A 25282-nucleotide genomic window follows, 5' to 3' on the forward strand; every position below is an offset into this window, starting at 1 on the left:
GGCGGGCTGAGGCAGCCCGGCCCTACCTCCTGCTGCTTACGCGATCACATCGCGCAGCACGTTACCGTGTACATCGGTGAGGCGCAGATCACGACCACTGAAGCGGTAGGTGAGCTGTTCGTGATCAATGCCCATCAAATGCAATACGGTGGCCCACATGTCATAGACGCTGGTGATGTTTTCGACGGCGTTGTAGCCGAAGTCATCGGTGGCACCGTACACATGACCTCCTTTGACACCGCCGCCGGCCATCCAGACGGTGAAGCCGTAGGGGTTGTGGTCGCGGCCGTTGGAACCCTGCGCAAAGGGAGTGCGGCCAAATTCACCGCCCCAGACAACGAGGGTGCTGTCCAGCAGGCCGCGTGAGCGGAGGTCTTTGATGAGTGCAGCGATGGGCTGGTCGATCTGATTCGCCATCTTGCCGTGGCCTTCCACGATGGCGCTGTGGTGATCCCAGGGGTTGGCGCCGTTGCCGCCACCGACGTTGTAAGCGAGGGTGCTGAGCTCGATGAAGCGCACACCGCGTTCGACGAGCCTGCGCGCGAGCAGGCACTGGCGTGCGTAGGCGGCTTTTTTTGGCTCCGGGTCATCAAGGCCGTAGAGCTTCTTGGTCGCTTCAGTTTCGCCGGAGATGTCGCAGAGATCGGGCACGGCGGACTGCATGCGCCAGGCCATCTCGTAGTTGGAGATGGCGGCCTCCACGTGCATGTCGTGCTGTGTGGTGCTGACGAAGCGGCGGTCCATCGCGCCGATGAAATCGAGCTGCCTGCGCTGCATGTCCTGCGGCTGGCGCGGGCGGATGTTGACGACGGCTTCGGCTTCATCTGCCTTCACAATGCTGGCCTGATGCTGCGCGGGCAGGAAGCCATTGCTGAACAAGCCCACGCCACCATGTGGGGTGGATGCACCGCCGCTTTGCAGCACGATGTAGCCGGGCAGATCGCGCGACTCGGTGCCGAGGCCGTAGCTCGTCCATGCACCGGCGCTGGGGAAGCCGAGGAAGGGAAAGCCGGTGTGCATGAAGAAGTTCCCCTGCGCATGCTCGCTGAACTTCGCCGTCATGCTGCGGATCATGCAGAGCTCATCCGCCACGCCGCCGACCTGGGGAAACAAATCGCTCACCTCCAAGCCTGACGGTCCACGACGTTTGAACTCCCAGTGCGAGGGCTGCACCGTGCCGTTGTTGTTGAACTGCGTCTTCTTCACCGCACCGGGCATCGGCTGGCCGGCAAACTTCGTCAGCATCGGCTTGTGATCGAAGGAATCGACATGCGACACGCCTCCACTCATGTAGAGAAAGATCACGCTGCGTGCCTTCGGAGCGAATTTTTTCGCACGATGAACAAGCGGCATGTCTGCAAGCGCCTGCTCCTGCATGAGGCCTGCAAGGGCGGCCATGCCGAAGCCGGTGGAGGCGCGGGAGAGAAGCTGGCGGCGGGAAAGGGGGGCGTTCATGAAAGCGAGAAATGAATGTTGCGAGAAATCGGGGGCGAGGTCATCTCTGAGCCATGCGCACGTGGAAAGAAATTTGCGAAGACCGCACTCTGCAGGACTTGCCGTACAAGATTGAAACAAACCGGTTCAATCAAATCGTCATGAGCTCCACTGCCAACTGGCAGGGTGGTTTTCAGTCTGAAATCGCTCGCAAACTTGCCGATGCTCTGCCTGGAGGGCGTGTGATCACCGAGTGTGCTGTTGAAACCTCCGACGGTGTTAAAGTTCCTGATGTCGCATGGGTTTCCACTGACCGTCTCCAACCCCATCGTCGATCTGCTTCGATGCCCATTGCACCCGAGATTTGCGTCGAGATCAGATCCTACTCGAACAGCGTTGTCGAGATGATGGGCAAGATGCAGCTCTACTTTGCACGCGGCGCGGAGGAGGTGTGGTTTTGTGACGAGGATGGAAACATGCTGTTTTACCGGCATGATGAGCCTGCTGCGACGACTTCGAAGCTCTGCCCGGATTTTCCGGTGAAGTTCGAGTGGTGATGCGTTTCGATGGAGTCTTGACGCTGCCTCGGATTTTGAAGGCGCTTTCATTGCAGGTAGATGAACTCCTTCAGGTTGATGAGTGACTGCGCGAGGCTGGTCCACGCTTGGAGTTCGGGATCGTCGCTGGCGGTTGCGCGGAGGGATTCGAGCTGGGTGGACTGCTGCTTGCGCTTGGTGTTGAGCTTGGAGAGTTGAACGCGCTGCTCGGCGGTGAGGGTGGCGATGATGTCGGCCTCGGTGATGTTGCTGGCCTCGATGCGGGCAGTCTGGGCAATTTCTTCGGGAGTCAGAGCACGATCATAAAGGCGGGCGCGGAAGATGCGGCCGGTCAGGCCTTTGTTGCCTGCGGGAGGGCCGTGACGGCAGCCGAGGAGGACTTGGGAGGCTTCGGCTTCAAAGACTGCTGCGGGGGCTTTGCGGTAGGTGCGGCCGTAGGGTTTGCCATCGCGGTAGCCGCTGATTGTGCCATCGGGCTGATACACGACTGCGACATGCACAGGGCGGGTGGTAGCCTCGGTTTCGGCCGTGCCTTCAAAGAGTTCGCTGCGGTCAAAGAAGTTGCTGCCGGCGACCCAGTGCTGCGGGGTCTTTTCGGCGAAGACGATGGAATCAAACTGTCCGCCGTCTTTGTGCTGCACGGTGACGACACCGCCGCCGCGCTGGGCGAGGTTGTCGAGCATGACCCAGGCTTCGAGGGTTTTGGTTTTGATGGGTTTCGGCAACGAGCCTGATTTGGCCATCGACTTGCCATCGAGAACGAGCGCGCCTTTTTCGATGTGGGCGGTGCCGACGAGTTCGAGATTCATGCTGCCCTTAGTGTCTTTGGCATCCTTGTCAAAGGTCCACTCGGCCAGCGGTTCTGGAGTGTTGACGGGGGCGGCGGGGAGTTTGCGTTCGGCCTGCAGCTTGATGCGTGCGGGATCGAGGATGGCGGTGATCTGCCGGTTCAAGGTGGCGAGTTCCTGCTCCTGAACGGCAAGCTCCTGGGAGCGTGCGTTGTTTTCCTGCTGCAAGGACGTGAGGTAGGCGAGGCTTTGCTGCACTTCGTCCGCTGTGGCTTCGCGGGCGAAGGCTTCATGGAACATCTGTTTCACACGCTCTTCGGCTTCGACCTTGCTGGAGCGCAGCGCCCATTCACGGGACCAGCGGATGACGTTGTTGTCATTGAGCAGGGTGAGCGACTGCGCGGGGACGTTGGTGGTGTCGCGCTTGCCACGCGTGCTGAAGGGAACGGGCGAGTCGAAGGTGGTGAGGAAGGGGTCGAGTGAATTGCGAATCACTTTGACGTAGATGCTGCGGCGTGGTGTGCCGCTGCCAACTGAATCACCGTAAAGTTCGGGTTCGAGCTTGCCGGTCAGCGTGAGGATGGAGTCGCGAATGGCCTCGGCTTCGAGACGGTGGATGCTCCAATGGCTCAGCAGTTTGTTTTCCGGGTCTTTCTGCATGGCGATGTCTGCCGCCTGCGCGCTGCGCTGGAAGGCTTTGGAGCTCACGATGAGCTTCAGCATGGCTTTGATGGAGCCGCCGCTGTCGATGAAGCGCTGGGCGAGGAAATCGAGCAGTTCGGGATGCGTGGGCAGGTCGCCGAGCTTGCCGAAGTTATCGACGCTGGCGACGATGCCGCGACCGAAGACGTGATGCCAGAGGCGGTTGACGATGACGCGTGCGGTGAGCGGATTGTTTTTCATGTCCGCCATGTGCTCGGCCAGTTGCAAGCGACCGCTGCCCTTGGTGTTGAAGGGCGTGGGATCGAGGGCATCGAGGAAGCGGCGCGGAACGACTTCAGCGGGTTGTTTGTGATCGCCACGCACGAACAGCGGTGCGTCTTTGGCATCGGCCTCGATGACGCCGGGAACGCGGGTGGGCATGGGCAGCCTGGCTTCGATTTCGCGGTAGCGGGTCACCAGTTTGGCTGCTTCAGGAATGTCCTTCAAATGATTCGGCAGCATGCCGGCCTGAACGAGGCGGTTGAGCGCCTCGGCCTGGCTGTTGCTCAGTGTGCCCTTCTGCCATGCCTGAATGACTTCACCGGCGGAGAGCTGCGTGCGCACTTCGGCAGTGGGAGGATTTTTGTCTTTCGTGATGACGACATCGGTGAGGCCAAACCAGGAGCGTGCGTCCTTGTTGTATTCAGCCGGCATGTCGGCGGAGGTGATGATCTGGAGGAAGATTTCGTCGCCTTTCCAGAATTCGAGATCGAGCGAACGCCAGCCGAGCTTCTCGTCGCGGGGCTCGCTCAGAATCACGGCTTTGTGAATCGTGCCTGTGCGCGGGTAGTTTTCCACGACGTACTTGGCCTTCACTCCGCCATTGCCAGCCACGCGGAACCACAGCGTGCCGCCTTCGCATTTGAAGCGGTTTGAAAACACGACGGCGCGCTCCTTGGTGGTGAGCAGGTTGCTGAAATAACCACCGGGATAGATCTGTGAGACAATGCCCGTGCCTTCAAGAGCAACGGAGAACTCGCCCGCCTTGGTAAGGCTGACGCCGTTGGTGAACCACTGGTATTTGTCGAGGCCGGGATGCGCGGAGTCGGAGGTGTCGTAGGACACAGTCTTCGGCGCCACCTTCAGCCAGTGCGCGGCCACCGCGTCTTTGATCTGCTGCTTGAGCCTGGCGAGTTCTTCACGTTCGGCCTTGCCGGTGCCGGGTGCATTGACGTCGATGACAGCGGGGTGGGTGCTGGTGAAGATGCCGTAGAGCGAATAGAAGTCGGCCTGGGAGATGGCGTCGAACTTGTGATTGTGGCAGCGGGCGCAGCTCACGGTGAGGGACTGGAAGGCCTTGGTGACGGTGTCGATCTGGTTGTCCGTGAAGGTGACCATTTCATCGAGCGAATCGACCGGTGAGAAGCCGTGCAGCACCATGCGCAATTGCGCGATGCCAATGGCGCTTTCGTTGAGGCCGTTCTTGATGCGGGGCTTGGCAAGAAGATCTCCAGCGATGGCTTCCTTGAGGAGCTGCGGATAGGGCACGTCTTCATTGAAGGCGCGGATGAGGTAGTCGCGATACTGGTAGGCGTAGGGGATGGCGGGATCACCTTCGGAGCCGTAGCTTTCAGCGTAGCGCACCCAGTCCATGAAGTGGCGGGCCCATTGCTCGCCAAAGTGCGGGGACGCAAGCAGGTCGTCGATGCTCTGGTTTCCCGCAGGTGGAAGACCGGTGAGGACGTAACTCATGCGGCGGCGCAGTGTCTGCTCATCGGCGGGAGGCGCGGCGGGAATGCCTTGCTTGGTGAGTTCGGCGTCGATGTAGTCATCGATGGTTTTGTTCGCAGGCTGCTTGGAGACGGGGACAAAGGCCCACCACTGCTTGCGGCGTTCGATGATGCTCTTCCAGTCGGTCTCTTTGGCGATCTCCGCCTTGGAAGGTGGTGTGTCGCGTGGATCGGCTGCGCCTTCACGAATCCATTGTTCGAAGTCGGCGATGACTTTGTCGTCGAGCTTCGCTCCGGCTTTGGGCATCTTGATGTCTTCGTGCTGGTGCTTGATGGTTTGCACGAGCAGCGAGCCGTCGGGATCGCCGGGCTTGATGACATCGCCGGATTCACCACCGGCCTGCCAGCCGGGGCGGGAGTCGAGCACGAGGCCGCCTTTTTTCTTGGTGCCGGTGCTGTGGCATTCATAGCATTCCTGCGCGAGGATGGGGCGGATCTTGGCCTCGAAGAACTCGATCTGCGCAGGCGTGGGCGCTGCGAGAAGCCTGCCACCCAGAAGCACGGCGGCGGAGATGAAGAGAGACTTGTTCATGCCAGGAGCCTCCGGGTGATGGCGGCTGCGGCTTCGAGGCAGAGCTTGCCGGCCTTGTCGAACTGGTCGCGTTTCAGGCGGAAGGAAGGGGACATGACGGTGATGGCGGCAACGGGGTAATGGTACTCGTCCAGGATGGCGGCGGCGACACAATGGATGCCTTCGAGTCCTTCGGCGATGTCGGTGGCAAAGCCTCGCTTGCGTGTTTTGGCGAGGTCGGTTTCGAGTGATTCGGGCGTGGCAAGCGTGGTGGGCGTGTACTGCTTGAGCTGAACGGCGGCGAAGAATTTCTCAAGCTCCGCTGGCGGGAGGTGTGCAAGCACTGCCTTGCCGGGGGCGCAGGAATACATGGGCACCTGCAGGCCGACGGTGCTGCTGACCTTGATAGGCTGCGAGGAGATGCACTGCTCCAGCACGGTCATCTTGTGGTTCACGCTGGCGAGAATTTGAGTGGTTTCGCCGGTTTCATCGCGCAGCCATTTGAGGGATTCCAAGGCGCAGACGACGAGGCTTTTCTCGCGCACCACGGGACGGGAGAGGTCGAAGAGCTTGTTGGTGAGAACGAAGCGTTTGTCGTCTTCACGGCGCTGGAGGTAGCCACGGCTGTGCAGCGTGCCGGTGATGCGGAAGACGGAATTAACCGGCAGATCAAGCTCGCGGGCAATCTCCGTGAGACTGAGTCCGGCGCGGTGGCGTCCGAGGAGTTCGAGGATGGCGAGCGTGCGCTCCGTACCGGGGGCGAGCGTGTCGTCAGTGAGTGGGATGGCGGCTTCTTTGAGCATTCTGAATTTAGAAACGCTCCCACATTTGGAAAACTATCGCCCAATCTTGATCCGATGTTCATCGCGATTGCATTCTCCGCGCTCTCCCGCATTCTGCGGGGACATGAGTCAGGAAAAAGACCTCACATTGCTCGGACGTTCTGAAAACCGCCTCCCCGCTTCGCCGGATGTGGCGGTGCTGGAGACGTTTCCCAATCGCACGCCGGGACGGAACTACCGCATTCACCTCAGCGCGCCGGAATTCAGCTCGATTTGTCCCGTGACTGGGCAGCCGGACTCGGCGCATCTGGAGATTTACTACATCCCTGACGAGACGTGCGTGGAGACGAAGTCGTTGAAATTCTATCTGGCCTCCTATCGCAATCATGCGTCCTTCAATGAGGCGATCGTAAACCGCGTGCTGGATGACATCGTGAAAGCGTGTGCGCCGAAGCAGGTGGTGGTGCGTGGCAAGTTTGGCGCGCGGGGTGGCATCCAGCTCACCTGCGAGGCGCGTTTTCCTGACATGGAAGAAACCCTGAGACTGCCCGAATGAAAACGGTCGTGCTGCTCTCTGGCGGGATGGATTCGGTGACGGCCCTCTACTGGGCGCGTCATGAGAATGAGGTCGTGGGAGCGGTGAGTTTTGACTACGGCGCCAAGCACAACCACCGCGAGATTCCGCTGGCTGCATGGCACTGTGCCCAGATGGGTGTAAAGCACGACATCATCGACCTCGGGTTCATGAACCAGCACTTTGCGTCCGACTTGCTGAAATCCGGCGGTACGATCCCCGAGGGGCACTATGCGGACGAGAACATGAAGAAGACCGTGGTGCCCTTTCGCAACGGAATCATGCTTTCGATCGCCTGCGGGCTGGCGGAAAGCTGCGGTGCCGAGGCCCTCGTCATTGCCGCGCATGCGGGGGACCACATGATCTATCCTGACTGCCGCGAGGATTTCATGCAGAGCATGGCTGCGGCGATGCGTGAGGGAACCTATGCGCGGATCGAACTGCTGCGACCCTTTATTCATCGCGACAAAGCGGGCATTGCCAAGCTGGGTGAAACTCTGGGGGTGGACTACGGCAAGACGTGGTCCTGCTACAAGGGCGGCGATTTGCACTGTGGAAAGTGCGGCACCTGTGTGGAGCGCATCGAGGCCTTTGTGCTCGCCGGCCTCCATGACCCGACGGTTTACGAGTCCGATGTCTGAGCCGGCGTGGTGACGCGGCGGCGGTGCGTGCGGACCATGTTGAGGTCCTTGAGCTTGCGCTGCAGGGTGCGGCGGCTCATGCCGAGCATCTCGGCGGCCACGGTGCGGTTGTTGCCGCTGCGTTGCAGGGCAGTGAGGATGAGGTGGTGCTCGGCCTCGGTGATGTCGAGATCGCTCTTCGGCTTGATCGTGGGATCAGTGCTGGCTCCAGCGGGTGCGGTGGCGGCGTCTTTGGCGGCGATCAAGGACGGGGCACGCAAGCCGATGCCCAGACCATGCGGATTGAGCAGGTAGGAGGGCAGATGCTTGAGCATGACGCGGTTGCTGTTGCTCATGACCACGCCGTGCTCGATGGCGGCACGCAGCTCGCGGATGTTGCCGGGCCAGTCGTAATTCATCATTGCCGGCAGGGCGTCTTCGCCGAGCGGCTTGTAGGTCTTGCCGTTGGCCTTGGCGAGTTCCTTGAGGAAGTGGTCCGCCAGCACGGAGATGTCGCTCTTGCGGGCGCGCAGCGGGGGGAGCTGGATGGTGACCACGCGCAGGCGCCAGTAGAGATCCTCACGGAATTTGCCTTCCTCCACCATCTTGGCGAGGTCGCGGTTCGTGGCGGCAATGACGCGGACGTCGATGGAGATCGGTTTGCTGCTGCCGACGCGCTCGATGGTCTGCTCGCCGAGGGCGCGCAGCAGTTTCACCTGGGTGCTGGCGTCGATCTCGCCGATTTCATCCAAAAAGAGAGTGCCGCCGTTGGCCTGCTCAAAGCGGCCGATGCGGCGCTCCTGGGCGCCGGTGAATGCGCCCTTCTCATGGCCGAAGAGTTCGCTTTCGAGGATCTGCGGGGAGAGCGCCGCGCAGTGCACGGAGACGATGTTCGCCTTGGGGCGGCCGCTGAGATTGTGAATGGCGCGGGCCACGAGTTCCTTGCCGGTGCCGCTTTCGCCTTCGATCAGCACCGTGGCGCGGGAAGGGGCCACCTGCTGGATGGTGTCGATGATGGGTTTCATCACCTCCGCCTGGCCGAGGATGCCTTCGATGGAAAATTTGCGTTCCACCTGCTGCTTCAGGGCGACGTTTTCATGCTCCAGCGAGCGGCTGCGGAGGGCGCGCTTGATGAGGATTTCCACCTCATCGAGGTTCAGCGGCTTGGTGACGAAATGGTAGGCACCCCGGCGCATGGCCTCCACGGCGGTGTCCACGCTGCCGTAGGCGGTCATCATGATGCAGACGGGTGGCTTGGGCAGGGCCAGGGCGGCATCCAGCAGCTTCATGCCGTCGTCCTCACCCAGACGCAAGTCGGTGAGCATGACGTCGATGTGGTCATTGCGGAGGTATTCCATCGCCTCGGCGGCGTTTGAGGCCACGTAGCAGTCGAAGTCATCCTCCAGCGAGAGGCGCAGGCCATCGCGGGTGTGCTTTTCGTCATCGACGATCAGAACTGTGGCTTGGTCGTTCATGAGTGAAGGAATGGCACACTATGGAAGGTGAAGGAGCAGGCGGCAATCAGGGAGGTGGAAAAATTGTTGACTGACCGTCTAGTCTATTCTAAGGCTCTGCTCATTACCTAAACTGCCATGGGACGCACCTCCACTGCCAAAGACCGCCTGATTGAAGCGATGATCGAACTGATCTGGGCGGGCAGCTATGGCAGCACCTCGGTGGATCACATTTGCGAAAGGGCAGGGGTGAAGAAGGGCAGCTTTTACCACTTCTTTGAGTCCAAAACTGAGCTGGCCCTGGCCGCGATCGACCACGGCTGGACCGAGCACCGCAAGGAGCTGGACCAGATCTTTTCCCCCGTGGTGCCGCCGGTGGAGCGCATCATGCACTGCTTCCGCAATTTCCGCCAGGAGCAGGAGGAGTTGTTTGAAAAGCATGGCCGCGTGCTGGGCTGCCCCATCCATTCCTTGGGGGCGGAGGTCAGCACCGTGGACGAGAAGTTGCGTGACAAACTGCAGGAAATCCTGAGCCAGTTCATCCGCTACTACGAGAGCGCCATCCGTGACGCGCAGGCGCAGGGCAGCATTGTTACGCATGATGCGATGGCTTTGGCACGGATCGTGTTTGCCTACAGCGAGGGGCTGCTGCTGCACGCCCGCATGTGGAATGACCTCGGCCGCCTGGATGAATTCGAGTCCGGGGCCAAGATCATTCTCGGCGTCAAAGGCTGATGTTATGCCTTTTTTTTGCTTTCAAATTAACCAACTGGTCAACTTCCCACCCCAAAACCAACGCGCCCCGTGAAACTCCAAACCCTCCTCCCATTCGTCCTGCTCCTCGCTGCCTGTGGCAAACCGCCTGCGGGCGGCCACGGCGGCGGTCAGATGCCTCCGGCCCCGGTGACGCTCGCACCGGTTGAGCAGAAAGAACTCGTCGAGTGGGAGGAGTTCACGGGGCGCGTCGAGCCGGTGGAGACGGTGGACCTGAAGCCCCGCGTGTCCGGCTACATCACCGAAGTCCACTTCCAGGCCGGGGCCTTGGTCAAGAAAGGGGATGTGCTCTTCACCATCGACCAGCGTCCGTTTGAGACGCGGCTGCGTGCCACGGGGGCCGAGGTGGCGCGGGCGGAGGCGAATGCCATGGCGATGAAGCGGGAGTTTGACCGCGTGCAGACCCTGCTGGCGGCGAAAGCCATCGCCCCAGAGCAGGCGGAGGCGCGTGAGTCGATGAACCTGCAGGCGAAAGCCGGGCTGGAGGCCGCCAAGGCAGCACAGCACAGCGCGGAGATCGAATTCGAACACAGCTCGGTCAAAGCACCGATCAGCGGTCGCATCAGCCGTGCGATCACCACCACGGGCAATTTCGTCACGGCGGGCACGACGCTGCTCACGACCATCGTCACCGTGGACCCTGTCTATGTGTATGCGGATATCGACGAAAACAGCCTGCTGAAGCTGCAAGAGATGCAACGCAGCAAGACGACCTTCACCAACGGCGACGGTCGTGTGCCGGTGGAGCTCCAGCTTTCCAATGAGAAGGACTTCCCGCACAAAGGGCACATTGAGTCCTATGACAACCGCCTGGATGCAGGCACGGGCAGCATGGTGCTGCGCGCCGAGTTTTCGAACACCGACAACATTCTCACCCCCGGTTTGTTTGCGCGCATCCGCATCCCGATGACGGGCAAGTACAAGGCGCTGCTGGTGGATGAAAAAAGCATCCTCACCGATCAGGCCAACAAGTTTGTGCTGGGGATCGATCAATCCAAAACGCCCGCGCTGTCGGTTTACAAGCCGATCGTGCTAGGGCCGAACATCGACGGCAAGCGCATCATTCGCAGCGGCCTGGTGGCAGGGGACAAGATCATCGTCAACGGGCAGGCGCGTCTGCCTCAGCCCGGCATGCCGGTGCAGCCCACGGAGGCCGCCCCAGCCAAGGAAACGGCGGCCAAGTAACCGCGAAGCGCCACAACCCCACCACGCTTCCATGAACATTTCCCGTTTCTTCATCACGCGCCCCATTTTTGCGGGCGTGCTGTCGCTGCTGATCTTCATCCTCGGCACCATCTCCCTGTTTCAACTGCCGATTTCCGAGTACCCCGAAGTCGCGCCGCCCACGGTCATCGTGACGGCGACGTACCCGGGTGCGAATCCGAAGACGATCGCTGAAACCGTGGCTTCGCCGCTGGAGCAGACGATCAACGGCATTGAAAACATGCTCTACATGTCGTCTCAAAGCACGGCGAACGGCGTGATGACGCTGACCGTCACCTTCAAGATCGGCACGGAGCTGGATCTGGCGCAGATGCAGGTGCAAAACCGCGTGGCCCAGGTGCTGCCCAAGCTGCCGGAGGAAGTGCGCCGCTTTGGGGTGACCACCGTGAAGTCGTCACCCAACATGACGCTGGTGGTGCATCTGCTGTCCCCCAATGAACGCTATGACGAGATCTACCTGCGCAACTACGCGACGCTCAATGTGAAGGATGAGCTCACGCGCCTTTCGGGCGTCGGCCAGGTGAACATCTTCGGCGGTGGCGACTATGCGATGCGCGTGTGGATTGATCCTGACAAGGCGGCGGCGCGCGGCCTGACCTCCGGCGACATCGTGAATGCGATCCGCGAGCAGAACATCCAGGTGGCGGCAGGCACCATCGGCCAGCAGCCGACCAAAGAAGCCTCGTTTGAACTGACGGTGAATGCCAAGGGGCGTCTCATCAGCGAGGAGGAGTTTGACCAGATCATTGTCAAAATCGGGCCGAATGGCGAAAAGCTCCGCCTGCGTGATGTGGCACGTGCTGAGATGGGATCGGGCGACTACTCGCTGCGCGCCCTGCTCAACAACAAGCGTGCCGTGGGCATGGGGGTGTTCCAGCTTCCAGGTGCGAACGCGCTGGCCGTCTCACAGGCGGTGCGTTCCTGCATGACGGAGCTGAAGAAGAAAATGCCCGAAGGCGTGGATTATGCGATCGCCTACGACCCGACGGTGTTCGTGGAGAAATCCATCGATGCGGTCATTCACACGCTCATCGAGGCGCTGCTGCTCGTCGTGCTCGTGGTGGTGCTCTTCCTGCAGACCTGGCGTGCGTCGATCATTCCGCTGGCAGCGGTGCCGGTGTCTCTTGTCGGAACCTTTGCGGTGATGCACGCGCTCGGCTTTTCCATCAACAACCTGTCTCTCTTCGGCCTGGTGCTGGCGATCGGGATCGTGGTGGATGATGCCATCGTGGTCGTCGAAAACGTCGAGCGAAACATCCGCAACGGCCTCAAGCCGCTGGCGGCGACGCAGCAGGCCATGACGGAGGTGACCGGGCCCATCATCGCCACGGCGCTGGTGCTGTGCGCGGTGTTCATTCCCACCGCCTTCATCAGCGGGCTGACTGGACAGTTCTACAAGCAGTTTGCCGTCACCATTGCCATCTCAACGGTCATCTCGGCCATCAATTCGCTCACGCTTTCCCCCGCGCTGTCCGCCTTGCTGCTGAAAGGTCATGGCGACAAACGGGACATTCTCACGAAGATCATTGATGCTCTGTTTGGCTGGTTCTTCCGGCCGTTCAACCGCTTCTTCGAGTGGTCGTCAAACATGTATGTCGGCATGGTGAAGCGCATCATCCGTTTCAGCGTCATCGCCGTCATCATCTATGGCGGGCTGGTGTGGGCGACGTGGAAAGGCTTTGAAATCGTGCCAGAGGGCTTTGTGCCCGGACAGGACAAGCAGTACCTCGTCGGTTTTGCGCAACTGCCAGATGGCGCTTCGCTGGACCGCACCGACGACGTCATGCGCCGCATGTCCCAGATCGCCATGGATGAGCCGGGCGTGAAGGACGCCATCGCCTTCCCTGGATTGTCGATTCAAGGTTTCACGATCAGCCCGAATGCCGGCATCGTGTTCGTCGGTCTCGACAATTTCGAAGACCGCACCAAGCCCGAACTGAGCGGCGCTGCGATTGCCAACACTCTCAATGGCAAATTCATGGCCATTCAAGATGCGATGGTCATGATGTTCCCGCCGCCGCCCGTCAACGGCATCGGCACCACGGGCGGATTCAAGCTCATGGTGGAGGACCGTGGCAACCAGGGTTACGCGGCGCTTTATCAGGCCACGCAGAAGCTCGTCGGCGCCTCCTATGGCACGCAGAAACTCACGCAGGTTTACTCCGGCTACACCGTCAACGTGCCGCAGATCGAGGCGGATGTGGATCGTGAGAAAGCGAAGATTCAGGGCGTGCCGCTGGCGAATCTCTTTGAGACCCTGCAGATCAATCTGGGCAGCCTGTATGTGAATGACTTCAACCGCTTTGGTCGCACGTATCAGGTGGTCGCGCAGGCGGAGCAGCAGTTCCGTGACAATCCCAGCGACATCACGCGGCTCAAGACGCGCAACGCCGCAGGTGACATGGTTTCTGTGGGCTCTCTGGTGAAAGTGAAGGAGGGCTTTGGCCCGGATCGCGTCACGCATTACAACGGTTACCTTGCGGCGGACTTGAACGGAGCACCGCTGCCGCCGCTGAGCTCCGGCCAGGCCGAGGAGCTTATTTCCAAGCTGGCCAAAGACGGCCTGCCGGGCGGATTTGAATTCGAGTGGACCGATCTTACCTACCAAAAGATCATCGCAGGAAACACGGCCATCTACATTTACCCGCTCTGCATCCTGCTGGTGTTCATGGTGCTGGCCGCTCAGTATGAAAGCCTGCGCCTGCCGCTGGCCATCATTCTGATCGTGCCGCTGTGCCTGCTGTTTGCGCTGGCCGGGGTGATGATCACCGGCGGTGACAACAACATCTTCACGCAGATCGGCTTCATCGTGCTGATCGGCCTCGCATGCAAAAACGCCATCCTGATCGTGGAGTTTGCGAAGGAGAAGTTTGATCATGGCCTCAGCCCCCTGGAGGCGGCCATTGAGTCCTGCCGCCTGCGTCTGCGTCCGATTTTGATGACGTCCATCGCCTTCATCGCGGGTGTGTATCCGCTGGTTGTTTCCACAGGTGCAGGTGCTGAAATGCGCCGCGCCATGGGCACTGCGGTGTTTGCCGGCATGATCGGGGTGACCTTCCTCGGCCTGTTCTTCACACCCGTGTTCTATGTCCTGGTGATGATGGGGCACAAGAAAAAGACCGCTGCTCCTGCCGCTGAGATTCCTGTCGACGCCCTTCCTGTCCCTCATTGATTCCTGTTATGCGCATCCTCTTCTCATTCCTTCTCGCGACCAGTGCCATCGCTCAAATCGGGCCGGACTACGAACGTCCCGAAACGGTGACACCACCGAACTACAAATCCGCCATCCGCTGGCGTGAAACACGTCCGCTGGACTCACTGCCCAAAGGCGACTGGTGGCGCGTGTTTGGCGATGCCCGGCTGAACGATCTCATGGCGCGCGCCACGGCTCACAATCAAACGTTGAAGGCCGCAGTCGCACGCTTTGACCAGGCGCGTGCCGGCACCGGCATCGCCCGTGCGGCGTTCTTTCCCAGTGCGGACATCAACTCCGTAATCACCACGCAGCGAACCTCGCCGAACATGCCGAGCGCCTTTCCGCTGGGAGGCCTGCATTATGTGGGGCCGAGCTACAATGTGCCGCTCGACTTCAGCTGGGAGCTGGATCTGTGGGGCAAGATCCGCCGTCAGGTGGAAAGCGCGCGTGCGGATGCCTCCGCCGCCGCCAGCTTGATGCAAAATGTGCTGCTCGGCATGCATGCCGATGTCGCCACGAATTACTTCCGCATCCGCGCTCTGGATGGTGAACTGCAGACCGTGCGTGCGGCCGTCGGCTGGCGCAGGCAGGCGCTGGACATCGCACGTGCCCGAGTGAAGGCCGGTGCAGGCAGCGAACTGGAGCAGGCGCAGGCAGAGACGGAAGTGGCCACCGCCGAGGCGGAAGTGAGCGCGCTGCAGAATCAGCGCGACCAGCTTGAAAACGGCATCGCCCTGCTGACCGGCACGAATCCCAGCGCCTTCAAGCTCGGGGGCAACGCCAGCTTTCTGCCCACACCTCCGGCCATTCCCGTCGGAGCGCCCACTGACCTGCTGGAGCGCCGCCCCGATGTGGCCGCTGCCGAACGTGCGCTCGCTTCTGCCACGGCGCAGATTGGTGTGGTGAAAGGGAACTTCTTTCCCAGCATCAAGCTGATCGGACACGGCGGCTATCTCAGCGGTGACTCGGCCAATCTCTTCGAGGTCAGCAGCCTCAATTGGAACGTGGGGCCCAGCATCAGCGTGCCGTTGCTGTCCGGCGGCAAGAACCGGGCTGCTGCGGAGCGCAGCCGTGCTGCGCATGATGAGGCGCTGGCGAACTACCGGCAGGCCGTGCTTGTCTCCTTCAGCGACGTGGAAAACGCCCTGGCCGCGCTGCGCAATCTCAGCACTCAAGCCGAGGCGCAGCACCGTGCGCGTGACAGCGCTCAAAAAGCCGCCGAGATCGCGCATGCACGCTATGAAGCGGGCACGAGCCCCTATCTGGATGTGATCGAGGCGAACCGCTCGCTGCTTGCCACCCAGCGTGCCTGCGCCACGCTGGCCGGACAGCGCTTGATCGCCAGCGTCAGCTTGATCAAGGCGCTCGGCGGCGGCTGGGATCAAAGCCTTCCTGTCACGGTTCCCGTCGCCACGGCAGACCCTGCGGCCCGTGGTTCAACCGCCGAGAAGAAAGGTTTCTTCACCAAGGTGAAGGGGTGGTTCAAGAAGGATTGAACCCTTGTTCGAAAGCACCGCTTTTGATCCATGCTGAGCGCTCGTCCACTTCACTGGGTGGACTGAGCGCTTTGACGTGAAACTACTTAGCCTGCTTGGGCTTGAAGATGTTGATGCCGGCGATTTGCAGCAGGGCGTTGTTGGTGATGTAGAAAATGTCGGGATCGTTTTTGATCTGGCCAAAGTAGAAGGCCGTGCTGGCATTCGGCTGGGTCGGGGAGAAGAGGATTTCAATCTCACGCACGGGGCCGTCGAGACGGCCAGGTTCGCCGAGGACGATCTGAATGGTGAGGAAGGGAGTTTTCAAGGCCTGCAGCGCATCGCTGCGGTCTGCGGCCCAATCCTGCACGGTGAAGCGTGAGAGGCCGGCGGCGAGCTGGTCGGCTTTGACGCGGTCGAGTTCGGCGGTGATGTCATGGCCGCCGCGTGAGGCTTTCCATTCGGCGGTGACGGGGTTGTAGTCGAGGATCGTGGGGGCAAAGGCACCTTGAGCCATGGTGATTTTACGCAGGGCGAAGGTGGTGAAGCGCAGGGCTCCGAGGCCTTTCCATTTGATGCCATCGGTGGGCAGGGAAGGCAGCAGGGAGGCATCAATGCGGTAGATGAAGGGCTCGCTGTCGTATTTGGCAAAGAACTGCGTGCTTTCTGCATTGTGGCCAAACATGAGCTTCACCGGCTTTTCACGCTGCGGAGTCCAGGTGACGGTCTGGAAGGGATCGTCCAGGCCAAAGGGAGTCAGGTCTGCGGCGGAGTCTGCGGCGAACTGGAGGATTTCATAGCTGTTGAGCGCGTCCAGGCAGCGTGAGACGCGTTCGCCGTTGGCGGGGTCCCATTTGCCATGGCGCTGCAGGTACCAGGAGCCGCCTTCGTTGCGCAGATTGATCTCCGGGTGGGTCTTGCTGGTGATGGTGATGAAGTCCAGGTGCTCGCCGTCGATCTGCGCCAGCAGGTGGTCGCGCAGGGCATTGGGACCGACCCAGAGGCCAAGGAGGTTTTTGGCGACGACCGTGAAGGCAGGTTTGCGATAGGCGGTGGTGGCGGTGGTGACCGCCTGTTTCTCATCGGCAGGTTTCTTGACGGTGAACTCGTAGGATTTGCCGCGTGTCTTGGACTCCACGGTGACTTTGATTTCATCGGCATGGGCGGTCTGCGCGTCTTCCTTGGCCGTGGCGGTGACATCCTTGGCCTCGGTGATTTCGATGTTCAGAATGGTGGAGAGCAGTTCGGTGATGCGCTCTTTGCTGCCGCGTGTTTTGAGCGGTTTTTCGAGCAGCCAGGGGGTGTGCTCATTTTCACGGCTGAGTACGATCTGCCCGGAGGGCTGGCTCAGGGTGATGCTGGTGATGACTTCCGCAGGCAGACGCAGAAGCTTGGGGTCGCGCCAGGAGGCGGCGGGAATCTGCAGGACCATCGGCGCTTCACTTTTGGCGAGGTACCACGCGATATCTTTGTGGGCGGGGTCTGGAATGCCGATGTAGAGGCTGTTTTCGACGGCGCCAGGTGAGCCGAACGAGCATTCATAAAGCGGCACATCTCCGGCGAGGAGGCGCACTTTGAAGCGGGGTTTGTCCAGACCGGTTTTCTGCCATTCGGTCTCATCAAATTCCTCCTGATGGACTCGCTGGATCCATTCGACACCATGGAGGGTGAGAATGAGCGCGGCGACTTTCTGGGGATCGGCCAGATCTTCATAGGGCGCCTCGATCCGCCAGGCATTGCCGTCACGCACGAGGGTGAGCGGCACGTTTTCAGCGGTGAGGATTTCGATGCGGGTGACTTTCTCCCGTTCGAAGCGGGTGGGGCCACGTCTGACTTCACGCTTGTCTATGGCGGAGGGGAAGTAACGCTCGATGCCAAGGATGATCGCGCCCATGGCGGCCACGAGCAGAAAGAGAAGAAGAGTGGTGCGTGCGCTCATGCGTCAAAGTCGGTGCTCATGCGGCCCGCCTGCTGGCCCAGACCATGAAACCAAAGCCGAGCACGGCGCCCGGCAGGGTGATGGAAGTGATCCAGAAGATCAGCTCATGCTGCTTGGTGGTGAGCTGAATGCGGTAGGAGTGTTTGGATTTGGCGGGGATGCCGATGAAGCTTTCGCGGTTCATCAGCCAGTTCAGCCCGGCGGAGGCGAAGTCACGGCTGACGGCGAGCATGGTCTGCTTGTCGAGCAGGGTGGCGTTGGAAACCACGACCATGCGCGAGCTGTCCGCACGCAGGGTTTCGTCACCCACGGCGCCGCGCTCGATGCTGGCTGCCACATAGATGGGCGGCAGAGTGTCCTCCTCGTCGGCGATGGGGAGTTCCTCCAGAAACTGCTTTTCACCCCAGTAGCGCGGTGCGGCAAGGATCAGCGGCTTGACACTGATGGACTGCTCCTTGAGGGAGGTGTTCTCCGGGATGATTTCCAGGGATTCCGTCTGCCCGGCCAGCGTGATGGCGGAGGAGCTCAGATGGCGAATGAAGGGCACCTCCTTGATGAATTCGCCCAGCACGGTGAATTCCTTCTTGGGGCCGGTGCTGGTGCTCTCCGCCATCAGAACGCGGTCGCCACGGGGATGCAGGCCGTTGGCTGTGAGGAAGGCGTTGAGGCGTGCGGTTTCACCGCCGGGATCGAGCATGATGAAAATGCCGGCCCGCTTGGACTGCCAGTAATTGTTGAGCATGACGATCTCACGTTCGGAAAAGTCGTAGCGTGAGCCCAGGATCATCAGGCCGTCGGCGTCCGTGGGAATGTGGGCGACTTCGGAGAGATTCACCTGAACGACTTCGAAGTTCTGCTGCCTGCCAAGATCGATGGCGGCGTTGTAGGAGTCACTCTGCCCCAAACCCGAGCGGCTGCCTTTGCCGACGACGTAATAGAAACGCCGCACACGGCCTTCCACGACGGAGATGAGGGCGGATGAGATGGCGTCTTCACCACGAAATTCGATGATCTGCTTGTTGGTGCTGGTGCCCTTTTCCCGAACGACGAGCTCCTCCTCGGTGATGAAGCGCTTGTTGGCGCCGCACCGGATGAGCACGCCGTTTTGAGCGAGCGAGAGGCCGGTGTCTGCCTTGAGCTGCTCGGCGCGCTCTATGTCGCGCACGGGATCAATGGAGCGCACCTTGATGCGCTGCCTGCCGTGCAGGTGGTATTCCTCCAGGAGGGACTGCACTTCGCCATACACCTTGGAATCACGGCCAAAGACGATGTTGATCTGAACATCGCGAGAGAGGCTGTCCAGGTATTTTCGGGTGGCGGGGCTGAGGGTGTAGTCCTGGCTGGCACTGAGATCCCAGCGCCAGTAGTGGTAGTAGTTGAGGCGGTTGACACCCGCAAACAACGCCAGTGCCAGGAGGACTTGCAGGGCGACATTCAGGCCGATGCCATAACGCTTCGGCATGGGTTTGGTGGCGGCGCTGGCTGGCGGGTTGTTCTGTTCGGAATCCGGCATGGTGTTGGAATTATCGGCTCACGGGCGCCAGCGGCGGAACTCAACCACGTGGTGGGTGAAGGAGAGGAAAAGCAGCGACATGCTGAAGTAATAAATGATGGGCCGGCTGTCGATGAGGCCGGCGGTGAAGATGCGGATATGCTCCGTGGCGGCGAAGTAATTGACGATGTCCACGATGGTGTCGGAAATCTTGCGGCCCACGACCATGATGAAGATGCCCAGCAGGAAATGCATCAGGCTCAGGGTGAAGGAGATGATGGCGGCGACGATCTGATTCGTGGTCAGAGAGGAGGCAAAGCAGCCGACTGCGAGATTGAACATGCCCATCACCACCAGGATGAGATACGCGCCGCCGACGGCACCCGCAGGCAGCTCCACCTGGCCGGCGGAGATCCAGTGGGCAAACTTGAAATTGAACAGGCTGGGCAGCCACAGCACGCAGTACACGATGACGGCGGCCAGATACTTGGAGCCGACCACCTGCCAGGCACGCACCGGGGCGGTGAAGAGGGTCTCCAGCGTGCCCATCTTTTTCTCCTCAGCAAAGAGGCGCATGGTCAGCAGCGGGAAGATGAAGAAGTAGGACAGCCAGAACCACATGGCGTGAAAGGTCCAGCTCACGATGGAGCCTTCGCTTGGCGCGCTTTCCAGCACGGAGAGCGCGGCACGGAAGGCGAAACCATTCAGCACCATGACCAGCGCCAGCACCACGTAGGCCACGGGGGAGACGAAGAAGGAGTGCAGTTCTTTCTTGAGCAGAATCCAGAATATCCTCATAGGACGTGGGTGGGAATGTCGGTGGGGGTGCCCGCGTTCATGGAAAGTTCGACAAAGACATCCTCCAGGGTGGGAAGCTGGCGGTGCATCTCGCGGATGCGCCATTTTTCCTTCAAGGCGAGTTCCATCACTTGATCGCGCACGTCGTGATCGGGTTCCACCCGCAGGGTGAAGCGCCGCCAAGGATGAACGACCAAGTCTTCTTCAGTGGCCTTGCGCACGGCGTTGATGGCGGAGAGTTTTTCGGCCAGATTGCCGGTGCCTTCGATTTCCAAATGCAGCAGCGTGGTGGACCGCAGCTGACGCGTGAGGTTCGCCGGGGTGTCATTGGCGCGGATGCGGCCCTGATGGATCATGATCACGCGATCGCAGGTCTGCTCCACTTCATGCAGGATGTGCGTGGAAAGCAGCACGGTGTGCTTGGACTTCAGATTGCGCAGCAGATCGCGCACATGGCGGATCTGCACGGGGTCGAGGCCGTTGGTGGGCTCGTCGAGGATGAGCAGCTTGGGCTTGTGCACCAGGGCGTCTGCCAGCGCCACACGCTGGCGGTAGCCTTTGGAGAGATTGCCGATGAGGCGCTTCCGCATGTCGGTGACGCCGGTGAGCTCCATGACTTCACCGATGCGGCGGCGCATGGTCAGGCCGGAGAGCCCTTTGAGCTCGGCGCGGAATTTCAGGTACTCCTTGACCCGCATGTCCGTGTAGAGCGGGGCATTTTCCGGCATGTAGCCCACGGACTGGCGCACCTGGATGGACTGGTGAAAGACATCAAAGCCTCCCACGATGGCCCGTCCCGAGGTGGCCGGCATGTAGCCGCTGAGGATGCGCATCGTGGTGGATTTTCCAGCTCCGTTCGGGCCCAGAAAGCCCACGATCTCCCCCGGTTCCACCTGGAAGGAGATGTTGTTCACCGCAGTGCGTCCGGCATACTGCTTGGTGAGTTCCTGAACATCAATCATGACTGGGAGGGAAAGGGGAGTGGCTGGGTTATGGTTAAGAGGGTAAATTTAAGCCTATGCTCGCCTGAATGACAATTCGCAATGAGGCATTCGCAAAAATGAATGAGGGGAGGGGTATCGACTGGATCCCTTACCGCCTCGCCACGCCCACTCGGGGATCAAGATGATCCCATGGCGGGGGCCGTGGGCGTCAAGCTGTGGAATTGGGATTGGAATCCGGAGTGTCTGAGGTATGCTCAAGCAGGAAATCCTCGTCATGACCATCACCAAACAGATTCCTGCCGAACAGATGCGCAGCCTTGATTTACATCAAGGCGACAGTCTGCGTATCGTGGCTGAAATGGGTTCCACCTTGCTGATTCAGATTGTGAAAGCTGCAGCACAGCCCCCGAAGACGAGCAAGGGTGGGGCGGGGGCTTGGGCACGCAAGTACGCAGGTGCGGCAAAAGGCCAGGATGCACAGACAACGGAAGAGGTGCGCATGGCGCATTTTCAGGAAAAGTACGGGGTCTAGGCGGTGTCTTCGCAAATGGAAGATGGCACTCTGGAGGAAAGATGCTGGGGATGATGGCAGGTCGTGAGGGCGGGGATTTTTGAAAAGGGGGAGTGCAGAGGCAGGCAGCCCACGCTGGGACAAAGAATTCTAGGGACGCGCACAACGCGTCCCTACCAGCCCTTCGCGCGTGCGGAGCTTCAGGGAAGGTAGGGAACCGCTGTGCGGGTCCGTGATTTCGGGTCTGTTGCGTCGCAGGCGCTCAAAAAGCTGCGCCGTCCTTGCTGCGGTCAACAGCAGGGTTTGTCCCGACGGCATGGGACTCCTTTGATTTGCAAAGACACCGCCAAACCTGAGATCGCATGCGCGTTTTTCTCGATACCAATATCCTTCTGGACATTGTCGTGCAGAGGCTGCCGTTTTACACTGCTAGCCAGGCAGTTCTGGATGAATGCGATCAACGTGGGTTTGAGATTTTTGTGGCCTGGCACTGGATTGCGACTGTTTTCTACATCACTGCCAGGAAGCGCGGTGAGGTTTATGCTTTGGAGATGATTCGTGCCCTCCTCACCTGGGCTAGTGTGGCCACCGTGGGGCAGGACGATGCCAGGGAGGCGCTTGGATATGGCATCACCGATTACGAAGATGCCTTGATTGCCGCTGCGGCAGCGGCCAGCGGCGTGGACTGGCTGGTTACCCGAGATGAGGCCGGCTTCTTGAAAGGGCCGGTGCCTCCGATCCACCCCGACGCTTTTCTTCAAAAGCTGTAGTTGGCCCCTCGTGGATTGTGAACCCTATGCCTCAGAATATCGACGTTTGATGAAAGGTGCAGATGGGGGCGATGCAGGGTTCGAGCTGGCGTTTCGTTCACTTCCCCGCTTCCCGTGTCCCGCTGCCTTTGGGCTGCTTCATGAGGCTGTCTCCGAGTTCGGCGCGGATGGTTTCGGCGTGCTTTTGCATGCGGGCCACTTCGTCTGGGTTTTGGGCTGCGACGTTCTTGGATTCGCTGAGGTCGCCGTAGAGGTCGTAGAGCTCGGGCTGCTCGATCTTCACGGGCTTGTAGTTGACCGGCTTGCCGCCGGTGGCCTTGGGGATGTCCGTGGGCAGGCTGCGGTAGGTGTGGGGGAGCTGCAGCTTCCAGCGGCCGTCTCCGCTGCTGATGGCCTGGAGCTGATTTTGCTCGTAGTAGAAGGCGTAGAAATCGTGCGGGTTTTTGGCATCCGGTGCGCCGGAGACGATGGGCCAGCAGTTGAGGCCGTCGATCTTGTGCTCAGGCAGTTTCGCATCAATGACGTGGGCGATGGTGGGCAGGAGATCGATGGTCATCATCATGGTGTCGGTGGTGGTGCCGGCGGGGATTTTCCCGGGCCATTTCATGATGCCGCTCACGCGGGTGCCGCCCTCCCAGCAGGTGCCTTTGCCCTCGCGCAGCGGGCCTGCGCTGCCGGCATGGTCGCCGTAGCTGAGCCAGGGGCCGTTGTCGGAGGTGAAGATGACCCAGGTGTTGTCTTCGAGGCCGTTTTTCTTCAGCGTCTCCATGATCTGGCCCACGGACCAGTCCACCTCCATCATGACATCTCCAAACAAGCCTTTGCCGGACTTGCCCTTGAACTTGTCGCTCACAAACAGGGGCACATGCACCATGCTGTGGGCGAGGTAGAGGAAGAAGGGTTTGTCCTTGTTTTTCTCAATGAACTGCACGCCCCGGGTGGTGTAGTCGGTGGTGAGGTGGGTCTGATCCTCAGGCGTGACATCGGCATCCACGACCTGGTCATTTTCGACCATGGGCAGCTTGGGAAAAGCCTTCTTGGCCTGCGGATGAAAGGGCCACATGTCGTTCGAGTAGGGGAGGCCGTAGTATTGGTCGAAGCCGTGCTGAGTGGGGAGAAACTGGGGCAGGGAACCGAGGTGCCATTTGCCCACGGCGGCGGTGGCATAGCCCTTTTGTTTCACCAGCTCCGCCAGGGTCGTTTCGTCGGCGCTGATGCCATGCTTGGCACTCGGGCCCAGGGCGCCGTGGATGCCCACGCGGTTCGGGTAGCAGCCGGTGAGCAGGGCGGTGCGGGAGGCGCTGCACACGGGCTGGGCGACGTGAAAATTGGTGAATTTGCGGCCATCGGCGGCCAGCTTGTCGATGTTCGGGGTCTGGTAGCCCTGCGCGCCGAAGCAGCTGACATCAGCATAACCCATATCATCCATAAAAATTACGACGATATTGGGTTGGGAGGACGCCGAAGAGGCCGCTTGCGGGGCAAGAATCAGGGCCAGGATGGCAGAAAGCAGGGGGCGCATGTTTGAAATGGGTTGGGAGTGAAGGGTGTGGGAATAAATCGGCCCTCATGAAAACGCCTGAGAAAACTGCGCACTTCCACACAATTTTTCTGCTTGCTGATTCCTAGCCCTCCTTTATGATCCGCGTCCTTCCCGGACAGAATTAGCGTTTTCACGGCGAGAGTGGGGTCCTCCCCGCTCTTTTTTGTCTGGTGAAAACACGAATTTCATATGATCAGCGAACTCAAAGCCCTCTTCGACTATTACGAGAAAGAGAAAGGAATCGACCGAAACAAAATGGTCGAGGCCCTGTCACAGGCATTGCTCGCCGCCTCCAAGAAAAGCATCGGTCCCGCCCGGGAACTGCGCATCGACATTGATCCTGACAAAGGAACCATCAAAGCCTTCGCCAAACTGATCGCGGTGGAGACTGTCACCAACCGCTGGGAGGAGCTTCCGCTCGAAACGGCCAAGCGCTTCAAGAAGAGCGCCGTGCTGGGGGATGAGATCGAAGTCGAAGTCACGCCCAACAACATGGGCCGCATCGCCGCGCAGACGGCCAAGCAGACGATGCTGCAGCGCCTCCGCATGGCGGAGAAAGAAAACCTGTACGAAGAATTCAAGGACCGCACCGGTGACGTCGTCAGCGGCGTGGTGCGCCGCTTTGAAAAGTCCGACGTGATCGTGGACCTCGGCAAGTTTGAAGGCGTGATGACCTCCAAGGAGCGTGTGTCCACCGAGGACTACACCCCCGGCGACCGCATGCGCTTCTATGTGAAAGCCGTGGAAAAGGACAGCGGCCGCGGCCCTGAGATCATCCTTTCCCGTGCGCATCCGAATTTCGTGCGCCGCCTGTTTGAATTTGAAGTCAGCGAAATCGGTGACCGCACCGTGGAGATCGCCAGCATCGCCCGTGAAGCCGGCTACCGCACCAAGGTGGCCGTGCACAGCGCCGATGAAAAGGTGGACCCCGTGGGTGCCTGCGTCGGTCTGCGTGGCGCACGCGTAAAGAATATTGTTCGAGAGCTGAACAACGAGAAGGTGGACATCATCCGGTGGAAAGCGGATCCCGCCGAGTTCGTGCGTGAAGCCCTCAAGCCGATCAAGGTCCTCTCCATTTCCGTGAACACGGACAAGAAGGAAGCCCGCCTCACCGTCAGCGACGAAGACCTCTCGAAGGCCATCGGTCGCCGCGGCCAGAATGCGCGCCTGACTTCGCGCCTCGTGGGCATGGATCTCGTCATCGAGAAGGATGAACACGCCGCCGAGGTCTTCGAAGGCCAGATGGGCAGCGCGGTGCATCATCTCGTGGACGCCCTTGGCATCACCGAGGATGTGGCCCGCCAGCTGACCCAAGGCGGCATGGGTGATCTCAAAACTCTGGCCACCGGGGTGGATGTCTCTGACATCGCCGAGGTGCTGGATGGCGACCAAGCCCTGGCCCAGCAGATTTTCGACAAAGCCGCAGCACATGCTTCCTCTCCTTCCAAGGAGTAGCCCCTGTGC

19 protein-coding genes are annotated in these 25282 nt (G+C 60.5%); 10 read left to right on the forward strand and 9 right to left on the reverse strand.

Going from position 1 to position 25282, the window contains the following annotated elements; translation table 11 throughout:
- Positions 1 to 36 precede the first annotated feature (36 nt).
- Positions 37 to 1455, reverse strand: coding sequence for a DUF1501 domain-containing protein (locus tag AC24GY_RS27135; protein WP_487689414.1), 1419 nt, complete (start codon positions 1453 to 1455; stop codon positions 37 to 39).
- A 140-nt stretch (positions 1456 to 1595) separates the two neighbouring features.
- Between AC24GY_RS27135 and AC24GY_RS27140 the strand changes: the two genes are divergently transcribed.
- A complete protein-coding gene (locus AC24GY_RS27140) occupies positions 1596 to 1991 on the forward strand; it encodes a Uma2 family endonuclease (protein WP_487689416.1) in 396 nt (131 codons plus the stop codon).
- A gap of 47 nt (positions 1992 to 2038) precedes the next feature.
- On the opposite strand, the gene AC24GY_RS27145 is transcribed toward AC24GY_RS27140, so the two are convergent.
- Together AC24GY_RS27145 and AC24GY_RS27150 are read right to left on the reverse strand one after the other, a co-directional pair.
- Positions 2039 to 5743 carry a DUF1553 domain-containing protein gene (locus AC24GY_RS27145; RefSeq protein ID WP_487689418.1) on the reverse strand — a complete coding sequence of 1235 codons (3705 nt, stop codon included), beginning with the start codon at positions 5741 to 5743 and terminating at the stop codon, positions 2039 to 2041.
- Positions 5740 to 6525 carry an IclR family transcriptional regulator gene (locus AC24GY_RS27150; RefSeq protein ID WP_487689420.1) on the reverse strand — a complete coding sequence of 262 codons (786 nt, stop codon included), beginning with the start codon at positions 6523 to 6525 and terminating at the stop codon, positions 5740 to 5742. The genes AC24GY_RS27145 and AC24GY_RS27150 overlap by 4 nt, the downstream gene beginning before the upstream one ends.
- A 103-nt stretch (positions 6526 to 6628) precedes the next feature.
- On the opposite strand from AC24GY_RS27150, the gene queF reads away from it, so the two are divergent.
- Positions 6629 to 7060, forward strand: coding sequence for a preQ(1) synthase (gene queF, locus AC24GY_RS27155; RefSeq protein WP_487689422.1), 432 nt, complete (start codon positions 6629 to 6631; stop codon positions 7058 to 7060).
- Positions 7057 to 7719 carry a 7-cyano-7-deazaguanine synthase QueC gene (queC, locus tag AC24GY_RS27160; protein WP_487689424.1) on the forward strand — a complete coding sequence of 221 codons (663 nt, stop codon included), beginning with the start codon at positions 7057 to 7059 and terminating at the stop codon, positions 7717 to 7719. The genes queF and queC overlap by 4 nt, the downstream gene beginning before the upstream one ends.
- On the opposite strand, the gene AC24GY_RS27165 is transcribed toward queC, so the two are convergent.
- Positions 7701 to 9173 (reverse strand): sigma-54-dependent transcriptional regulator, encoded by a 1473-nt coding sequence (locus AC24GY_RS27165; protein ID WP_487689426.1) that lies wholly within the window; start codon positions 9171 to 9173, stop codon positions 7701 to 7703. The two genes, queC and AC24GY_RS27165, sit on opposite strands and share 19 nt — an antisense overlap.
- 117 nt (positions 9174 to 9290) lie before the next feature.
- Between AC24GY_RS27165 and AC24GY_RS27170 the strand changes: the two genes are divergently transcribed.
- The 4 genes from AC24GY_RS27170 to AC24GY_RS27185 all read left to right on the forward strand — a co-directional run bounded on the left by AC24GY_RS27170 (position 9291) and on the right by AC24GY_RS27185 (position 15842).
- A complete protein-coding gene (locus tag AC24GY_RS27170; protein WP_422320973.1) occupies positions 9291 to 9887 on the forward strand; it encodes a TetR/AcrR family transcriptional regulator in 597 nt (198 codons plus the stop codon).
- Between the two features lie 69 nt (positions 9888 to 9956).
- Positions 9957 to 11111: an efflux RND transporter periplasmic adaptor subunit gene (locus AC24GY_RS27175; RefSeq protein WP_487689428.1), complete on the forward strand. Its 1155-nt coding sequence runs from the start codon at positions 9957 to 9959 to the stop codon at positions 11109 to 11111.
- Between the two features lie 31 nt (positions 11112 to 11142).
- Positions 11143 to 14322, forward strand: coding sequence for an efflux RND transporter permease subunit (locus AC24GY_RS27180; RefSeq protein WP_487689430.1), 3180 nt, complete (start codon positions 11143 to 11145; stop codon positions 14320 to 14322).
- Between the two features lie 8 nt (positions 14323 to 14330).
- Positions 14331 to 15842: an efflux transporter outer membrane subunit gene (locus AC24GY_RS27185; RefSeq protein WP_422320976.1), complete on the forward strand. Its 1512-nt coding sequence runs from the start codon at positions 14331 to 14333 to the stop codon at positions 15840 to 15842.
- An 82-nt stretch (positions 15843 to 15924) separates the two neighbouring features.
- On the opposite strand, the gene AC24GY_RS27190 is transcribed toward AC24GY_RS27185, so the two are convergent.
- Genes AC24GY_RS27190 through AC24GY_RS27205 form a run of 4 tightly spaced genes read right to left on the reverse strand, consistent with a single transcriptional unit; the run spans position 15925 to position 21012 of the window.
- Positions 15925 to 17760 carry a DUF4340 domain-containing protein gene (locus tag AC24GY_RS27190; RefSeq protein WP_487689433.1) on the reverse strand — a complete coding sequence of 612 codons (1836 nt, stop codon included), beginning with the start codon at positions 17758 to 17760 and terminating at the stop codon, positions 15925 to 15927.
- 16 nt (positions 17761 to 17776) lie between these two features.
- A complete protein-coding gene (locus AC24GY_RS27195; protein ID WP_487689435.1) occupies positions 17777 to 19273 on the reverse strand; it encodes a DUF7088 domain-containing protein in 1497 nt (498 codons plus the stop codon).
- A gap of 18 nt (positions 19274 to 19291) precedes the next feature.
- A complete protein-coding gene (locus AC24GY_RS27200; protein WP_487689437.1) occupies positions 19292 to 20050 on the reverse strand; it encodes an ABC transporter permease in 759 nt (252 codons plus the stop codon).
- Positions 20047 to 21012 carry an ABC transporter ATP-binding protein gene (locus tag AC24GY_RS27205; RefSeq protein WP_487689439.1) on the reverse strand — a complete coding sequence of 322 codons (966 nt, stop codon included), beginning with the start codon at positions 21010 to 21012 and terminating at the stop codon, positions 20047 to 20049. The genes AC24GY_RS27200 and AC24GY_RS27205 overlap by 4 nt, the downstream gene beginning before the upstream one ends.
- Before the next feature lie 256 nt (positions 21013 to 21268).
- On the opposite strand from AC24GY_RS27205, the gene AC24GY_RS27210 reads away from it, so the two are divergent.
- Both AC24GY_RS27210 and AC24GY_RS27215 read left to right on the forward strand, forming a co-directional pair.
- A complete protein-coding gene (locus tag AC24GY_RS27210; protein WP_487689441.1) occupies positions 21269 to 21526 on the forward strand; it encodes a hypothetical protein in 258 nt (85 codons plus the stop codon).
- A gap of 341 nt (positions 21527 to 21867) precedes the next feature.
- Positions 21868 to 22275 carry a type II toxin-antitoxin system VapC family toxin gene (locus AC24GY_RS27215; RefSeq protein WP_487689443.1) on the forward strand — a complete coding sequence of 136 codons (408 nt, stop codon included), beginning with the start codon at positions 21868 to 21870 and terminating at the stop codon, positions 22273 to 22275.
- Between the two features lie 97 nt (positions 22276 to 22372).
- Here the strand turns inward: AC24GY_RS27215 and AC24GY_RS27220 are convergent, their stop codons facing one another.
- Positions 22373 to 23797 carry a sulfatase family protein gene (locus tag AC24GY_RS27220; RefSeq protein WP_487689445.1) on the reverse strand — a complete coding sequence of 475 codons (1425 nt, stop codon included), beginning with the start codon at positions 23795 to 23797 and terminating at the stop codon, positions 22373 to 22375.
- 210 nt (positions 23798 to 24007) lie between these two features.
- Here AC24GY_RS27220 and nusA point away from each other — a divergent pair, with 210 nt between their 5' ends.
- Positions 24008 to 25273, forward strand: a complete 1266-nt coding sequence (gene nusA, locus AC24GY_RS27225) for a transcription termination factor NusA (RefSeq protein WP_422321583.1) — start codon at positions 24008 to 24010, stop codon at positions 25271 to 25273.
- Positions 25274 to 25282: the final 9 nt, after the last annotated feature.

Source organism: Prosthecobacter sp. Pr1 (assembly GCF_057652315.1).

Coding starts and splice junctions, on each gene's coding strand:
- AC24GY_RS27180 (WP_487689430.1), top strand. CDS start 11,143: ATGAACATTTCCCGTTTCTTCATCACGCGCCCCATTTTTGCGGGCGTG.
- AC24GY_RS27140 (WP_487689416.1), top strand. CDS start 1,596: ATGAGCTCCACTGCCAACTGGCAGGGTGGTTTTCAGTCTGAAATCGCT.
- AC24GY_RS27195 (WP_487689435.1), bottom strand. CDS start 19,273: ATGCCGGATTCCGAACAGAACAACCCGCCAGCCAGCGCCGCCACCAAA.
- AC24GY_RS27150 (WP_487689420.1), bottom strand. CDS start 6,525: ATGCTCAAAGAAGCCGCCATCCCACTCACTGACGACACGCTCGCCCCC.
- AC24GY_RS27165 (WP_487689426.1), bottom strand. CDS start 9,173: ATGAACGACCAAGCCACAGTTCTGATCGTCGATGACGAAAAGCACACC.
- queC (WP_487689424.1), top strand. CDS start 7,057: ATGAAAACGGTCGTGCTGCTCTCTGGCGGGATGGATTCGGTGACGGCC.
- AC24GY_RS27185 (WP_422320976.1), top strand. CDS start 14,331: ATGCGCATCCTCTTCTCATTCCTTCTCGCGACCAGTGCCATCGCTCAA.
- AC24GY_RS27200 (WP_487689437.1), bottom strand. CDS start 20,050: ATGAGGATATTCTGGATTCTGCTCAAGAAAGAACTGCACTCCTTCTTC.
- AC24GY_RS27190 (WP_487689433.1), bottom strand. CDS start 17,760: ATGAGCGCACGCACCACTCTTCTTCTCTTTCTGCTCGTGGCCGCCATG.
- AC24GY_RS27215 (WP_487689443.1), top strand. CDS start 21,868: ATGCGCGTTTTTCTCGATACCAATATCCTTCTGGACATTGTCGTGCAG.
- AC24GY_RS27170 (WP_422320973.1), top strand. CDS start 9,291: ATGGGACGCACCTCCACTGCCAAAGACCGCCTGATTGAAGCGATGATC.
- nusA (WP_422321583.1), top strand. CDS start 24,008: ATGATCAGCGAACTCAAAGCCCTCTTCGACTATTACGAGAAAGAGAAA.
- AC24GY_RS27135 (WP_487689414.1), bottom strand. CDS start 1,455: ATGAACGCCCCCCTTTCCCGCCGCCAGCTTCTCTCCCGCGCCTCCACC.
- AC24GY_RS27210 (WP_487689441.1), top strand. CDS start 21,269: ATGACCATCACCAAACAGATTCCTGCCGAACAGATGCGCAGCCTTGAT.
- queF (WP_487689422.1), top strand. CDS start 6,629: ATGAGTCAGGAAAAAGACCTCACATTGCTCGGACGTTCTGAAAACCGC.
- AC24GY_RS27220 (WP_487689445.1), bottom strand. CDS start 23,797: ATGCGCCCCCTGCTTTCTGCCATCCTGGCCCTGATTCTTGCCCCGCAA.
- AC24GY_RS27205 (WP_487689439.1), bottom strand. CDS start 21,012: ATGATTGATGTTCAGGAACTCACCAAGCAGTATGCCGGACGCACTGCG.
- AC24GY_RS27145 (WP_487689418.1), bottom strand. CDS start 5,743: ATGAACAAGTCTCTCTTCATCTCCGCCGCCGTGCTTCTGGGTGGCAGG.